The organism is Nocardiopsis xinjiangensis YIM 90004, from assembly GCF_000341145.1.
Classification (GTDB): domain Bacteria; phylum Actinomycetota; class Actinomycetes; order Streptosporangiales; family Streptosporangiaceae; genus Nocardiopsis; species Nocardiopsis xinjiangensis.
In genome coordinates, this window is record NZ_ANBE01000046.1 from 41,231 (window position 1) to 55,580 (window position 14,350).

A 14,350-nucleotide genomic window follows, 5' to 3' on the forward strand; every position below is an offset into this window, starting at 1 on the left:
CGTCGGCCGCCCCCGCCGCACAGTGTCATTGGAGGCTCTCGGGACCCTCGCTCTCGGGGTCCCCGGGCCCCTCCTGGCCGTTGTCCTCGCCCTCGCCTTCGTCACCGTCGTCGGGGTCGGGCTCGTCGGTCTCGTCCGGCACGCTGGGCTCGTCGGAGGGCTCGCAGTCCTGCTCGGCCCCGCCGGTGCCCGGCCGGTCCTCCTCCGCGCCCTGAGTGGGCTCGGAGCTGGGCTCGTCCTCGGGCGGGCACGAGGACGTGGCCTCGTAGTCCTCCTCCTCGGAGGCGGTCGGGGGATCCTCGGGGGAGGGCCTGGGTTCGGGCGTCTGCGCGGGTTCGCCCTCCGGCTGTGTGGTGCCGCCGTCCGTATCCGCGGAGGTCTCCGGCGCGGCGGCCTCGCCACCGTTGTCGGTTCCGTCGCTGTCCACGGGCGGAGTGTCTTCGCGGCCCGCGCCGGCCGGGACGATGTCCAGGACCTGGTCGCGCACCTGCGGACTGGACATGATCACCGAAGCGGCGATCATGACCGCGCCGGCGACCGCGAGTGCGGGACGCAGCCACGGCAGGCCGAACCAGGACACCGCGTGCCCCTTCTCGGTTCTCTCACGGATCAGGTTGAGCCCCTCGGCGGAGGGCCGGACGGAGTCGGCCTCGGCCTTGAGGAGCTGACGCAGCTGTGCCTCGAACTCGTCTTCGTTGTCGTGTGGGCTGGTCATGTGGTCTGCTCCAGAACAGAGCGGAGTGCGGTGATCCCGCGTGAGGTGTGGCTCTTGACCGCGCCTCGGCTGATGTTCATCGCGTCCGCGATCTGTGCCTCCGACAGGTCGCCGTAGTAGCGCAGCGCGATCGCTTCGCGCTGGCGGGTGGGGAGCTTGCGCAGGGCACGGATCACGGCTTCGCGCTCCAGCATGTTCATGGCGCCGACTTCGGCGCTGGGGGCGTCGGGCAGGGCCTTGGGAGCGTGTTTCTCCACGACCGCCCTGTGGCGCAGGACCGACCGGGCCTTGTTCACGACCGCCTGGCGGAGATAGGACAGGGCCTTGTTCGGATCCCGTAGGCGTCGCCAGGCACCGTGCATGGACACGAACGCGTCCTGCACGACCTCCTCCGCGGTTGCGTGGTCGCGGACCAGGAGTGAGGCGAGCCGCACGAGCGGGCGATAGTGCTCCCGGTAGAGCTCCGTCACCGCGTGATCGGCGTCCCACTCCACTGAGAGCGGGGCCGTGGTGGTTCCGGCCACCATGGTTTCTGTCGTCACATCGGTTCGACGCACACCCTTGTCGCGGGGTTTACGAAAGGGCATACCTCTTCTTTCCCAAGTCGTCGTGCGATTCCGTCCGTTGACATCCGAACACGCGTGGAAGGGGCAGGGGAACAGGGGCCCGACGCGCACGGACGAGAAGCCTACCGCGCCGAAAGCCGACACACCCACGACCCCGGGGTCCCGACAGCTCGGGGGGCGAACGGGGCCGGGCTGCGGCATGATGGGGCCGGACCGCCCCTGAGGAAACGGAGGTTCCCCATGTCCGAGAACGAGTGTCTCTTCTGCAAGATCGTCAAGGGTGAGGTGCCCGCGGAGATCGTACGCGAGGGCGAGCGCACCGTCGCCTTTCGCGACATCAACCCGCAGGCCCCCACACACGTGCTGGTGATCCCGCGCGAGCACCACCCGGACGCGGCCTCGGCGGCCTCGGCCGGAACCGGCCTGGTCGACGAGCTGGCGCAGGAGGCGCACGAGGTGGCCAAGACGGAGGGTGTCGACAGCACCGGTTACCGTCTGGTGTTCAACACCGGCAGCGGCGCGGGCCAGACCGTCTTCCACCTGCACGCCCACGTCCTGGGCGGCCGCGGTCTCAACTGGCCCCCCGGGTAGGACGGCGCCGTCCACAGCCGGGAGAAGAGGATCGAATCGGCCCTGGTGCCCTTGGTAGAATCGAGGACACCGGGCCACGCACACACGTACCCACCCGCACCGGGGTGGGGCCGGAACCGAAGGGTAGGGACAGCGGCCGCAAGGCCTCACCATGGCCGAGACAACCGACACGCAGCCGCGGCACGAGACTCAGGTCAAGGTCGTGGTGCCCGACGAGCACACGATGGTCAGTCTGTTGGGCTCGGGCGACGAGCTCCTGCGTACCCTGGAGCGCTCCTTCGACAGCGACATCCACGTGCGCGGCAACGAGTTCACGATCAGTGGCACCCCCGAGGAGACCGCAGTCGTGGTCCGCCTCGTCGAGGAGCTGATCGAGCTCGCGCAGAGCGGTACCCACGTCACCCCCGACACCATCGAGCGCATGATCCACATGCTCGGTGCCGGCGGCGAGCGCCCTGCGGACGTGCTGACCACCAACATCTTGTCCAACCGCGGTAAGACGATCCGCCCCAAGACCGCCAACCAGAAGCGCTACGTCGACGTCATCGACAGGAACACGGTGGTCTTCGGCATCGGTCCCGCGGGAACCGGCAAGACCTACCTGGCGATGGCCAAGGCGGTCAAGGCACTGCAGGACAAAGAGGTCAACCGGATCATCCTGACCCGTCCCGCGGTCGAGGCCGGCGAACGCCTCGGCTACCTGCCGGGCAGCCTGTACGACAAGATCGACCCGTACCTGCGTCCGCTCTACGACGCCCTGCACGACATGCTCGATCCCGAGTCCATCCCCAAACTGATGGCCGCCGGGACGATCGAGGTCGCGCCCCTGGCGTTCATGCGCGGCAGGTCGTTGAACGACTCCTTCATCATCCTGGACGAGGCGCAGAACACCTCGCCGGAGCAGATGAAGATGTTTCTGACGCGGCTGGGTTTCGGGTCCAAGATCGTGGTCACCGGTGACGTCACCCAGGTCGACCTGCCCGGCGGACAGACCAGCGGCCTGCGCACCATCGAGCGCATCCTGGGTGACATCGACGACATCGCGTTCTGCCGGCTGGGCAGCGAGGACGTCGTCCGGCACAAGCTGGTCGGCCAGATCGTCGACGCCTACGGACGCTACGACGCCGAACAGGCCGTACGTCAGGGTGAGCGCCGGGGCCGCGGCGGAGCGCGCGGACAGGACCGGACCCCGAGCCGGGGCCCGGCCGAGACCTCCGGGCCCGCCGACGGCGAGCCGAGCGAGTCCGAGGACCGGGCAGACTAGTCAGGTACTCCCCGGGCGCACGGGGGAGCCTCCTGAGACACGGCGCCGCGAGTCGGCGACTGCCCCGGCGGTCACCGGCTCGCGCAGCGCCCTGCCAACGCCACTCGATCACGACCACGTCCAAGTAAGGCAGTCACTGAATCGATGACCATCGAGGTCGCCAACGAATCCGGCGTCGCCGGCGTCGACGAGGAGCGTCTCTCCCGTCTGACCCGCCACGTGCTCGACGCGATGCGGGTGCACCCGCTCGCCGAGCTGTCCGTCGTCCTGGTCGACGAAGGGCCCATGACCGATCTGCACGTGCGGTGGATGGATGAGCCCGGCCCCACCGACGTGCTGTCCTTCCCCATGGACGAGCTGCGTCCCGGCGGCCCGGGCCGCACCAGTGAGCCCGGTGTCCTGGGCGACGTCATCATCTGCCCCCAGGTGGCCCAACGCCAGGGCGAGACCGCCGGGCACGGTACTCGCGCCGAGATCGACCTGCTGTGCACGCACGGTATTCTGCACCTGCTCGGGTTCGACCATGCCGAGCCCGAGGAACACAAGGAGATGTTCGGTCTGCAGGCCGAGATCCTGCAGTCCTGGGCCGAGAGCGAGGCTGCGGGTCCCACCGGGGATGAGAGGTCGCGGTGAACCCGGATTCCTGGAGCGACCTCGCCCCGCTGACGACGGGCGAACCGGTCGAGTGGGTCTCGGCCTTCGCCGCCGCCCTCGTTCTCACCGCCGTGGCCGGGTTCCTGGTCTCGGCCGAGGCCGCCGTGACCCGTGTTCTGTCGATGGGCGCGCCCGGGGCCGCCAACACCGTGCGCACCACCCCGACCTCCCGTTCCTGGTCACGGGTGGCCGAGGACCCGACCCGTCACCTCAACGTGCTGCTGTTCCTGCGCGTGGTGTGCGAGGTGTGCGCTGTGCTGGCCACCGTGGTCGGCATGGTGTTCCTGCTGGGCCTGGGCTGGCCGGCGATCGTGCTGACGGCCGTGGCGATGATCGTGTTCGAGTCGGTGCTCATCGCGATCGCCCCGCGCATCCTGGGCCGTCAGTTCGCCGGTCCGATCGCCCGGGTCAGCGCCGCCGTGGTGCATCCGGCACAGGTCGTGTTGGGCCCGCTCGCGCAGCTGCTGGTGGGCGCCGGCCGTGCGTTGACCCCGCGCGGCAAGGGTGACCGGGACGGGCCCTTCAGCACGGAGGTGGAGCTGCGCCGGCTGGTGGACCTCGCGGAGAAGGGGGAGGTGATCGACCCCGAGGAACGCGAGATGATCCACTCGGTCTTCAAGCTCGACGACACGTCGGTGCGCGAGGTCATGGTGCCGCGCCCCGACATCGTCTTCACCGGACACGACACCCCCGTCGACGAGGTGCTCACCACCGCCCTGACCAGTGGTTACTCGCGCATCCCGGTGACGGGTGCGGACGAGGACGACGTGGTCGGCATCGTCTACCTCAAGGACCTGATCGAGCGCATAAGCGACCGTTGGCGGGCGGGCGCGGCGGACGCGTCGCCGCTGACGGCCGCCGACGTGCTGCGGCCGGCCCATTACGTGCCCGACACCAAACCCATCGACGAGCTGCTGCGCCAGATGCAGGGGCAGCGCAACCATCTCGCGGTTGCCATCGACGAGTACGGCGGTACGGCGGGCCTGGTGACGCTGGAGGACATCGTGGAGGAGATCGTCGGCGAGATCACCGACGAGTACGACCACGAGATCCCTCCGGTGGTGCGCCTGGACAGTGACCGCGTGCGTGTGACGGCCCGGCTGCCGTTGGGCGAGTTGGCCGAGCTCTACCCCGACATCGACCTGGACGTGGACGATGTGGAGACGGTCGGCGGGCTCGTCGCGTTCGTGCTGGGGCGTGTCCCGGCCGGTGGGGCCCGCGCCGAATACGCTGGTCTGAGGTTGACCCTGGAGGGCAAGAGCAGCCGCCGCAACCGGATGACGACGGTGATGGTGGAGCGCCTGCCCGAACAGCATCCACAGGAGACGGACATGAGGAGTACGGAGCAGTGACGGACACGACGGAGCTGGGCGCCGAGGACGGCAAGCTCATCACCCTGGCGCGGGCCTCCCGCGCCCGTAACGCTGCACCCGAGGGCGCCGCCGTGCGCGACGAGACGGGGCGCACCTATGTGGCCACGACGGTGGAGCTGCGCTCGCTGCGTCTGAGCGCGCTCCAGGCCGCGGTGGCCGCGGCGGTCTCCAGCGAGGCCTCCGCGTTGGAGGCGGCGGTCGTGGTGACCGACGCCGAGGAGTTGACCGAGGACGACCGCGCGGTCGCGGACGACCTGAAGACCCAGGTGACGGTGGTGGCCGCCCCGGACGGGGTGCCGTCGTCCATCGCCAAGCGCTGAGAAGGCTTTGATGAACGACCTCGACCTCGAGAAGCTGCGTCTGCCGCTGGAGACGCCCTCCTACCCGGAGGGGTTCCGCAGTGGGTTCGCGTGCTTCGTCGGCCGCCCGAACGTGGGCAAGTCGACGCTGATGAACGCGCTGGTCGGGCAGAAGGTGGCGATCACCAGCAACCGGCCGCAGACCACGCGGCGTACGGTGCGCGGTATCGTGCACCGGCCCGAGGCGCAGCTCATCGTCGTCGACACCCCCGGGCTGCACAAGCCGCGCACCCTGTTGGGGGAGCGGTTGGACTCGCTGGTGCGTTCCACCCTGGTCGAGGTGGACGTGATCGTGTTCTGCATCCCGGCGGACGAGCCCATCGGGCGGGGCGACACCTACATCGCCAAGGAGCTGGCGGAGCAGACCTCCACGCCTGTGGTGGCGGTGGTGACCAAGACCGACTTGGTGGACCGGGACGCGGTGGGCAGGCAGCTGCTGGCCGTCAGCGAGCTGGGGGACTGGGCCGACATCGTCCCGGTCTCGGCCGAAGGCGAGTTCCAGTTGGACACCGTCGCCGAGGTCATGTGCACGCACCTTCCCGAGGGGCCGCCCCTGTACCCGGACGGCGACCTCACCGACGAGCCCGAGGAGATGCTCGTGGCGGAGCTGGTGCGGGAGGCCGCCCTGGAGGGGGTGCGCGACGAACTGCCGCACTCGATCGCCGTGGTGGTGGACGAGATGAGCGAGCGTGAGGACAAGGAGCTCGTGGACATCTACGCGTCGTTGTACGTGGAGCGCTCCAGCCAGAAGGCGATCGTGATCGGTACGAAGGGGGCCCGCCTGCGCGACGTGGGTTCGCGGGCACGCAAGCAGATCGAGGGTCTGTTGGGGCGCCGGGCGTTCCTGGACCTGCGGGTCCGGGTGGCCAAGGACTGGCAGCGCGACCCGAAGCTGCTGCGCAGGCTCGGTTTCGACCAGCAGACCTGAGGCGTTGGCCCTGTGTGCGAAGAGGACCCGGCGGGAGAGTGCTCTCCGGCCGGGTCCTCTTGTGTGCGGGTCCGCTGGGTGAGCGGGTCAATTCTGGTTGTTGAGGTCGGTGGCCAGGGAGGCGGCGCACCGCTGCACGATGGGCGCGGCGTGGTCGACGAAGTCCCAGCTCACGCGGGCCTCCGGGCCGGACACGGAGACGGCCATGCCTGAGGGGGCGCCCTCGACGGGTACGGCCACGCAGCGTACGCCGATCTCCTGTTCGCCGTCGTCGATGGCGAAGCCCCGGTCACGGATGCGGCCGAGTTCGGTGACGAAGTCCTCGGGGGCGGTGATGGTGCGGTCGGTGGCGGCGGGCATGCCGGTGCGGGTGATGGCGGCCAGGGCTTCCTCGTCGGTGAGCTGGGCCAGGAGGGCCTTGCCGACACCGGCGGAGTGCGGCAGGACCCGGCGTCCCACCTCGGTGAACATGCGCATGGCGTGGGGTGAGGGCACCTGGGCGACGTAGATGACCTTGTCTCCGTCGAGCATGGCCAGGTTGGCGGTCTCGCCGAGCTCCTCGACCAGGTGGGCCAGATGGGGGCGGGCCCAGGTGCCGAGCATGCGGGAGGCCTTGTCGCCCAGGCCGATGAGGCGGGGGCCCAGGGCGTACCGGCGCGAGGGCAGTTGACGTACGTATCCGTTGCCGACGAGGGTGCGGATGATGCGGTGAATCGTCGGCAGGGGCAGGCTGGAGGAGTCGGCGAGCTGGCTGAGGGAGGCCTCGCCGCCCGCGTCGGCCATGATCTCCAGCAGGGCGAAGGCGCGGTCCAGGGACTGCACGCCGCCTGCGCGCCGGGGAGCGTCCTCCACGGCGGAGGACACGTCCGTCCGGGGGGTCTGTGAGGGTGCCAAGGATCGTGCTCCCGTGCTGTCGGCCGCGGTGGTCACAGTCATCATTCTGCTATATGAAACCAGCTTCTCACGGGAAGCGGTGCAGGGGCATTCAGTAGCCCGGATGGGCCCACGATCGCCCTTGTTGTTCCGGATGGCAGAAGTTATTATCCGCATGTAGAAAACGTGGCCGGTTCTCGACCGAGGACCGGGTACCCCCACCGACGCAGGAGGACAGCCACGTGGCGAGGGACGACCTGGAGGGCGTGGCCGCACTCGCGGCCGGGCTCGATGCCCGACTCAGCGAGGCCGACACCCGGCTGGACAGCGACTACCCCGGCGCCCGAACCGGCCGCCAACCCGTGCACAGCGTCTATGTCCCCGCCGACCGGTTCCACGCGGGCCTGGCCGCCGACTGGGGCCGGCAGGCCCTGGCGGCGCTCGACGAGCACGCCCCCGAACCGGCCGACCTGGCCGCCGCCACCGGGCTGAGCGAGGCCGCCGTCGCCGACGCGCTGCCCCGCGTGCGCGCCAAACTCGCCGAGGACCCCGTGGAGGACCTGCGGGTCGACCTCGAGGACGGCTACGGCGACCGCGGCGACGAGACCGAGGACACCCACGTCCTGGCGGCGGCCGACGCCTTGGTCACCGACCTGGCGAAGGGGCAGGCGCCCGCCTACTTCGGGACCCGGATGAAGGGTATGGAGGCCGCAGGGCGGCACCGGGGGGTCCGCAGCCTCACCCTGTTCCTGCAGACCTTGCTGGAAGGGCACGGATCCCTGCCCGACGGATTGATCATCACGCTGCCCAAGATCACCTCCGTCGAGCACGTGGAGGCGATGGTCTGGCTGACCGAGCAGCTCGAACGCCGCCTGGGCCTGCCCGAGGGGCGCCTGGGCTTCGAACTGCAGATCGAGACGCCCCAGTCGGTCATGCTCAACGACGGCACCGCCGCGGTGGCGCCCATGATCCGCGCCGGCGCCGGCCGGGTCACCGCCCTGCACTACGGCACCTACGACTACAGCGCCTCGATGGGTGTGCCCGCCGCGCACCAGAGCCTGGCCCATCCTGCGGCCGACCATGCCAAGGCCGTCATGCAGGTGGCGGCGGCCGGGACCGGGGTGTGGCTCTCCGACGGCGGCAGCAACGTCATGCCCACCGGCACCACCGACGAGGTCCGCTCCGCCTGGGGCCTGCACGCCGGCCTGGTACGCCGCTCCCTGGAACGCGGTTACTACCAGGGCTGGGACCTGCATCCCCACCAGCTCCTCACCCGCCACTTGGCCACGTGCGTCTTCTACCGGGAGGCCTTCGCCCCGGCGGCCGAGCGCCTGCGCGCCTACCTGGGGCAGGCCTCGGGCAACGTCGTCGACGAACCCGCCACCGCCCAGGCCCTGGCCGCCGTGCTCGTGGCAGGTCTGGGCTGCGGTGCCCTGGAGGAGACCGAGGTCGTGGCGGCCACCGGAGCCGACACCGCCACACTGGTGTCCATGGCCCGACGCCGCGTGGGCCAGTAGGGACCGAGCCGCCCCTGCCCACAGGCCGCACCGAGGAAGGAGACGGGCGCCCCACTCGCCGGGCGCCCACACACGCACATGACCAGCCCCACCTTCGCCGTCCACGCCGACCGGGTCCTGACCCCGCAGGGCATCGCCCCGCACACCGTCGTGGTCGCCGGCGGCGCCGTGCAGCAGATCCTGCCCCGCGGCGCCGCACCCGCAGCCGCGGTGGACCACGAGATCACCCTCTCCGAGGACGAGGTGCTCCTCCCCGGCCTCGTCGACAGCCACGTGCACGTCAACGAACCCGGACGTACCGAGTGGGAGGGCTTCGCCACCGCCACCCGCGCCGCCGCCCGGGGCGGGGTCACGACCCTGATCGACATGCCCCTCAACAGCGTTCCGCCCACCACCACCGTGGAAGGGCTGGACGCCAAGCGCACCGCCGCCGGGGGCAAGCTCGCGATCGACGTGGGGTTCTGGGGCGGTGCCGTGCCCGAGAACAGCGCCCCCGGTCTCACCGGGGAACTCGAGGGCCTGCACGAACGCGGTGTCTTCGGGTTCAAGGCCTTCCTGTCGCCCTCCGGTGTGGAGGAGTTCGGCAACCTCTCACCCGGTGAACTGGAGACCGCCGCGCACGCCATCGCGGCCTTCGGCGGGCGCCTCATCGTGCACGCCGAGGACCCCGACGTGCTCGACCGCGCCCCCGACTGCGCCGGCCGCGACTACGCCGATTTCCTGGCCTCCCGGCCCGAGACCGCCGAGAACGAGGCCATTGCACGGGTCATCGACGTGGCCCGCCGTACCGGGGTGCGCGCCCACGTGCTGCACCTGTCCAGCGCCGCCGCCCTGCCGCTCATCGCCCAGGCCCGGGCCGAGGGTGTGTCCCTGACGGTGGAGACCTGCCCGCACTACCTCACCCTGGCGGCCGAGGCCATCCCGGAGGGGGCCACCCAGTACAAGTGCTGCCCGCCCATCCGCGACGAGGCCAATCGCGATCTGCTGTGGCGGGCCCTGCGCGAGGGGCTCATCGACTGTGTGGTCAGCGACCACTCGCCCAGCACCCCCGAGCTGAAGGACCTGGACACCGGTGACTTCGGTACCGCCTGGGGCGGCGTCTCCGGTCTCCAGGTGGGCCTGTCGGCGACCTGGACCGAGGCCCGGAGCCGGGGTGTGACTCTGGAGGAGGCCGTGGCGTGGATGTCCTCCGGTCCGGCCCGGGTGGCCGGGCTGCACGGCAAGGGCTCGCTGGTGGAGGGCGCCGACGCCGACCTGGCCGTCTTCGCCCCGGACGAGGCCTTCCCCGTGCGCGCCGCCGACCTGGGCCACCGCAACCCGGTGAGCGCCTACGAGGGCGCCGAGCTGGTCGGGCGGGTGCGCCGGACCTTCCTGCGCGGGGTGGAGGTGGACGAGCGCAGCACCGACGGGCGCATGATCGAACGCCAGGACGGGCCCGCCTGATCCCGGCCCGGACGGAGCGGGGGAGGGGACGGACACCCGGCGCCCGTCCCCTCCGTCCGTGCGGGGGCAGGGCTCAGCCCTGGGCCCGGTCCCAGCGCTCCTGCAGCTGCCGGGAGCCGGTCTCGGTCGGAGAACCGAACACGTGCAGGCGTGCGATCCCGCCGTCGGGGAAGACGTCGGTGCGCACGTGGGTCGCGGTGACCGGGGCGTCCAGGACGAAACGGTGTTCACTGTCGGGCTGGAGCCGGGTGCGGGGCAGGATCTCGGTCCATGTCTCCGGGGCGGAGCCGTGGGCGTCGCGGGCCAGGACGGTGATCCATCCGGCGGCGTTGCCCTTGAGGTAGGCGGTGTCGATCTCCAGGGCCCGCACTTCGGTCTGGGCGGTCAGCCGGAACCGCACCCAGTCGTGGCCGGTGTCGCGGCGCCGGCGGTTCTCCCAGCCGTCGTCCATCTTGTGCGAGCGGCCGGGGGCGATGATGTTCTCCGGCGCGGAGTAGAAGCGGTCGGAGGCGTCCTCGACCGCGCCGCCGTTGAGCAGGGCGGCCACGTCGAAGGAGCCCTGGGCGGCCAGCCACTTCGGGTCGGCGACCGGCTCGCCGTACACGCGCAGGCGGGCCACACCGCCGTCGGGGAACTGCTTGAGGCGCAGGTGGGTCCAGCGCCGGGTGGAGGTGACCTCGAAACCGTTGGCGGCGTGCCCGTACACGGGGGTGCGCGGCACGAGCTCGGTCCATTCGGCGGCCAGCAGTTCCTCGGTGGTGGGCGTGCCCGGCACGACGGCGGCCTCGACGGCGACCTCGGTGGGGTGGTTGCCGCGGAAGTGGGCGGTGTCCACGTTCACGCCACGCACGATCCCGGGCAGGGCCAGGCGGACCAGTGCCCAGTCGTGGTCCTGATGGAGGGGGTGGGGCCGGTCGGGGCCCGTGCCACGGCGGCGCCGGGTCTCCCAGCCGTCCATGACCTTGCCCTTGTGGCCGAAGGCCTGGGGATCGAACACGGCCGCTTCGGTCCGGAGCAGGTTCTCGCGGTGGGCGAAGAACTCGTCGTTGGCGTCCACGACGGCGCCGCCGAGCCGGCGGTCGGCCAGGTCGACCAGGCCGTCCAGGTCGAGCTTGCTCTCCTTGTAGTCGGCGAAGGGGTCGCCGCCGGGGTAGGGCTGGGCGTTGTAGGCGAGGGGATCGAAACCGGGGGTGGGGCTCACGGTGCTCCTGTTGTGTCGGTGGGTGGGACACATCCAGAGTCTCAACGGAAACCGATAAGCACCAGCGATAGTTTCTGATCAGTATGTTCAGGAAAACTGAACATTATCCTGGTCGAGCCCCACGGCCGTCCGCCGCAGTGCGTCCAACGCCGCCGCGATCCTCGGATGCTCGCCCGCCCCGGCCCGCACCACAGCGATGACGTGCCGCCGCGGCCGGTCGCCGGCCGGCACCCGCAGCACCGCCCCGGGTGTGTGGCCGGCCGCCGCCAGACGCGGCACCAACGCCAACCCCATTCCGGCGGCCACCATGTCCAGGATCGCCCGCCAGTCCGAGGCCACGTGCGCATGCTCGGGCACGAACCCCGCCTGTGCGCACGCGGCCAGGGTGATCTCGCGCCAGGGCCCCGAAGCCCCGTAGATCCAGCCCTGCCCGGACAGGTCGGCCAGCCGCGGGGCCCGCTCCGAACGCGCGCGAGGGTGGTCGGCGGGCAGAGCCAGGTCCAAGGGGTCGGCGAGGAGCTCGGAACGGTCGTAGCGCCCGTCCGGCCCGGCGGGGGCCTGGGCGGCCAAGGACAGTCCGATGTCGATCTCCCCGGCGGCCAGCAGCTCGTAGACCTCGGCCGCGTCGGCCTGATGTACCCGTGTGGACAACCCCGGGCGCTCCCCGGCCAGGGTGTTGAGGGCCGGAACCACCAGCCGCGGGATCGCGGTGGCGAAAGCACCCACACGCACGCCCCCGGCCTCGCCGCGGGTGAACCCCTCCAGCTCGGCCTCGGCCCGTTCCAGCTGGGCGAGCACCGTGTCGGTGTGGCGCAGCAGCACACGGGCGGCCTCGGTCAGGCGCACCCCGCGGCCCTGCGACTCCAACAGAGGGGTGCCCACCTCGTGAGACAGGGAGGAGAGCTGTTGGGAGACCGCGGAGGGCGTCATGCACAGCGCCTCCGCGGTGGCCCGCACCGTCCCCAGTTCCGACAGCGCCCGCAGTACCCGCAACTTCCGAAGATCCCAGTCGGTCACCCGCACAGAAGTACCAGTTCCGAGCGCCGACACGGAACCGGGAGGGGTCGCTGCCCCTCCCGGTCCGCCGTTCTCGCTCAGGCCACGTCTACCGGTGGCCGCTGGGGTGTTCGCCGCTCTCCCCATCGTGGTAGGCGGCCCCCGCATGGTCGGTGTACTTGGCCTCGCCCGGGCCGGCGCTGCCGATGTCGTCCTGCTCGATCTCGGCAGGCGCCCCCGGTTGCGGGCGGCGTCCGATCACGTTGAAGCAGATGTTGAGCACGACCGCGACCAGTGCGGCACCGATGATGCCGGAGTGGGCGATCATCTCCACCGTCTCGGGCAGCTGCTCGTAGAAGGTGGGGTAGGCCAGCGGCACGATCGCCACACCGATGGCCGAGGAGACCAGCACCAGGTTGAGGTTGTCGTTGAGGTCGACCTTGGCCAGCGTCTTGATGCCGCTGGCCGCCACGCTGCCGAACAGCACCAGGCCGGCCCCGCCCAGCACCGGTCCGGGGATGGCGGCCATGACCCCGCCCAGTACCGGGAACAGGCCCAGCACCAGCAGGATCCCCGCGCCCGTGGCCACCACGTAGCGGCTGCGGATGCCGGTCAGTGCCAACAGGCCGATGTTCTGCGCGAAGGAGCTCGTGGGGGTGGCGCCGAAGATCGGGCCCAGGATCGACCCGCTCACGTCGGCCCGCAGACCGGCCGAGATGCGCTTGGCGTCCACCTTCGACCCGGTGATCTCACCGACCGCGATGATGTGCGAGGCGCCCTCGGTCAGCACCACCAGCATGATGATGCACATCGTCGCGATCGCGGTGACCTCGAACTGAGGGGCACCGAAGTAGAACAGCGACGTCGGGTCGAAGACCGTGTCGGCCTCACCGACCCGGGAGAAGTCGGCCATCCCGAACGGGAGGGCCAGCAGGGTGCCCAGGATCAGACCGAACAGGATCGACAGGCGGCCCCAGATGCCCGGGAGCACACGCGAACCCAGCAGGATGATCGCCAGTGTGACCCCGGCCAGGGCCATGTTGCTCAGCGGAGCGGAGGGTTCGACGGAGTCGTCCTCCAGGATCCAGTCGGCGGCCACCGGCATCAGGCTGACCCCGATGACGGTGATGATCGTTCCGGTCACCACCGGCGGGAAGAAACGGATGAGCTGGCCGAAGAACGGAGTCAGGCACAGGGCGAAGAGCCCCGCGGCCATCGAGGCGCCGAAGGCCGTCGGGAGGTTCTCGCCGTTCTCACCCGCGGCCAGCGACGTGATCGCACTGACCGGGACGAAGGAACAGGCCACCACGATCGGCATCTGCGCGCCGATCCGGCGGTGTCCCACGGACTGCATGAGTGTGGCGATCCCCGCCACCAGGAGCGCGCCGCTGACGAGGATGCCCATGGCGGCAGGGTCGTTCGCGATCCCAGCGGCGGCGCCGATGACGAGAGCCGGCGCGACCGCACCGGCGTACATGGTCAGGATGTGTTGGAGCCCGTAGACGAACAGCAGCCGAGGCGGCAGCTTCTCGTCCTCGGGGCGTTCGGGGGAGGCGTTCGGTGTGGCCGGGTCCTTCGCGGACGGACTTTTCGACATGGCCAGATACCAGCCTTTGCGGTGGAGGGGCCGCCGGCGCGGCGACCGGGTTTCGGGCACTGGGGCCCGTGCTGTGACGCGTCGGCCCGGGACGTGCCGCTCTCGGGCACGCCGTGGGCCGGAAGCCCGCCGTACGGGACGGGCTGGGCGCAGCTCCCTGTTTCCCGGGACAGGGGGAGGAGCGGGGCCGCGTGAGGGCGCGGGCCCCGTCCTCACACGCGATGACGCAGAAGCCGGCCGGGGCCTCTACGAGCGGTGACCCAGGGTCTGTTC

General features: G+C 70.9%; 14 protein-coding genes. 8 read left to right on the forward strand and 6 right to left on the reverse strand.

The window, feature by feature from the left end; genetic code table 11:
• Window positions 1-25 precede the first annotated feature (25 nt).
• A complete protein-coding gene (locus D473_RS0120315; RefSeq protein WP_017610883.1) occupies window positions 26-715 on the reverse strand; it encodes a hypothetical protein in 690 nt (229 codons plus the stop codon).
• Window positions 712-1,242 (reverse strand): SigE family RNA polymerase sigma factor, encoded by a 531-nt coding sequence (locus D473_RS0120320; RefSeq protein ID WP_017610884.1) that lies wholly within the window; start codon window positions 1,240-1,242, stop codon window positions 712-714. Before D473_RS0120320 ends, D473_RS0120315 begins: the two co-directional genes overlap by 4 nt.
• 279 nt (window positions 1,243-1,521) lie before the next feature.
• Here D473_RS0120320 and D473_RS0120325 point away from each other — a divergent pair, with 279 nt between their 5' ends.
• From D473_RS0120325 to era, 6 genes are all read left to right on the forward strand, one after another.
• On the forward strand, window positions 1,522-1,872 hold the full coding sequence (locus D473_RS0120325; protein WP_017610885.1) for a histidine triad nucleotide-binding protein: 351 nt from the start codon (window positions 1,522-1,524) through the stop codon (window positions 1,870-1,872).
• Window positions 1,873-2,023: 151 nt separating this feature from the next.
• Window positions 2,024-3,136 carry a PhoH family protein gene (locus D473_RS0120330; protein ID WP_017610886.1) on the forward strand — a complete coding sequence of 371 codons (1,113 nt, stop codon included), beginning with the start codon at window positions 2,024-2,026 and terminating at the stop codon, window positions 3,134-3,136.
• Window positions 3,137-3,280: 144 nt separating this feature from the next.
• A complete protein-coding gene (ybeY, locus tag D473_RS0120335) occupies window positions 3,281-3,769 on the forward strand; it encodes an rRNA maturation RNase YbeY (protein WP_017610887.1) in 489 nt (162 codons plus the stop codon).
• The gene (locus D473_RS0120340) at window positions 3,766-5,142 is read left to right on the forward strand and encodes a hemolysin family protein (RefSeq protein ID WP_017610888.1); all 1,377 of its coding nucleotides are present in this window, start codon (window positions 3,766-3,768) and stop codon (window positions 5,140-5,142) included. Before ybeY ends, D473_RS0120340 begins: the two co-directional genes overlap by 4 nt.
• Entirely contained in the window at window positions 5,139-5,483 is a 345-nt protein-coding gene (locus D473_RS0120345) for a hypothetical protein (RefSeq protein WP_017610889.1), read from the forward strand. Before D473_RS0120340 ends, D473_RS0120345 begins: the two co-directional genes overlap by 4 nt.
• 10 nt (window positions 5,484-5,493) lie before the next feature.
• Window positions 5,494-6,450: a GTPase Era gene (gene era / locus D473_RS0120350; protein ID WP_017610890.1), complete on the forward strand. Its 957-nt coding sequence runs from the start codon at window positions 5,494-5,496 to the stop codon at window positions 6,448-6,450.
• Window positions 6,451-6,537: 87 nt separating this feature from the next.
• On the opposite strand, the gene D473_RS0120355 is transcribed toward era, so the two are convergent.
• Window positions 6,538-7,272 carry an IclR family transcriptional regulator gene (locus tag D473_RS0120355; RefSeq protein WP_033353729.1) on the reverse strand — a complete coding sequence of 245 codons (735 nt, stop codon included), beginning with the start codon at window positions 7,270-7,272 and terminating at the stop codon, window positions 6,538-6,540.
• Window positions 7,273-7,565: 293 nt separating this feature from the next.
• Here D473_RS0120355 and D473_RS0120360 point away from each other — a divergent pair, with 293 nt between their 5' ends.
• Window positions 7,566-8,840, forward strand: a complete 1,275-nt coding sequence (locus D473_RS0120360) for a DUF6986 family protein (RefSeq protein WP_017610892.1) — start codon at window positions 7,566-7,568, stop codon at window positions 8,838-8,840.
• Window positions 8,841-8,918: 78 nt separating this feature from the next.
• Window positions 8,919-10,283, forward strand: coding sequence for an allantoinase AllB (allB, locus tag D473_RS0120365; RefSeq protein ID WP_017610893.1), 1,365 nt, complete (start codon window positions 8,919-8,921; stop codon window positions 10,281-10,283).
• 73 nt (window positions 10,284-10,356) lie between these two features.
• On the opposite strand, the gene alc is transcribed toward allB, so the two are convergent.
• From alc to D473_RS0120380, 3 genes are all read right to left on the reverse strand, one after another.
• On the reverse strand, window positions 10,357-11,484 hold the full coding sequence (gene alc / locus D473_RS0120370; RefSeq protein WP_017610894.1) for an allantoicase: 1,128 nt from the start codon (window positions 11,482-11,484) through the stop codon (window positions 10,357-10,359).
• A gap of 87 nt (window positions 11,485-11,571) precedes the next feature.
• Window positions 11,572-12,501, reverse strand: a complete 930-nt coding sequence (locus D473_RS0120375; protein WP_033353732.1) for a LysR family transcriptional regulator — start codon at window positions 12,499-12,501, stop codon at window positions 11,572-11,574.
• 88 nt (window positions 12,502-12,589) lie between these two features.
• On the reverse strand, window positions 12,590-14,077 hold the full coding sequence (locus D473_RS0120380) for a nucleobase:cation symporter-2 family protein (RefSeq protein ID WP_017610896.1): 1,488 nt from the start codon (window positions 14,075-14,077) through the stop codon (window positions 12,590-12,592).
• Between the last annotated feature and the right edge of the window lie 273 nt (window positions 14,078-14,350).

What these genes read in the sequence shown, in the direction of transcription:
- D473_RS0120315 (WP_017610883.1), bottom strand. Translation starts at nt 715, where the DNA reads ATGACCAGCCCACACGACAACGAAGACGAGTTCGAGGCACAGCTGCGT.
- D473_RS0120320 (WP_017610884.1), bottom strand. Translation starts at nt 1,242, where the DNA reads ATGGTGGCCGGAACCACCACGGCCCCGCTCTCAGTGGAGTGGGACGCC.
- D473_RS0120325 (WP_017610885.1), top strand. Translation starts at nt 1,522, where the DNA reads ATGTCCGAGAACGAGTGTCTCTTCTGCAAGATCGTCAAGGGTGAGGTG.
- D473_RS0120330 (WP_017610886.1), top strand. Translation starts at nt 2,024, where the DNA reads ATGGCCGAGACAACCGACACGCAGCCGCGGCACGAGACTCAGGTCAAG.
- ybeY (WP_017610887.1), top strand. Translation starts at nt 3,281, where the DNA reads ATGACCATCGAGGTCGCCAACGAATCCGGCGTCGCCGGCGTCGACGAG.
- era (WP_017610890.1), top strand. Translation starts at nt 5,494, where the DNA reads ATGAACGACCTCGACCTCGAGAAGCTGCGTCTGCCGCTGGAGACGCCC.
- allB (WP_017610893.1), top strand. Translation starts at nt 8,919, where the DNA reads ATGACCAGCCCCACCTTCGCCGTCCACGCCGACCGGGTCCTGACCCCG.
- D473_RS0120380 (WP_017610896.1), bottom strand. Translation starts at nt 14,077, where the DNA reads ATGTCGAAAAGTCCGTCCGCGAAGGACCCGGCCACACCGAACGCCTCC.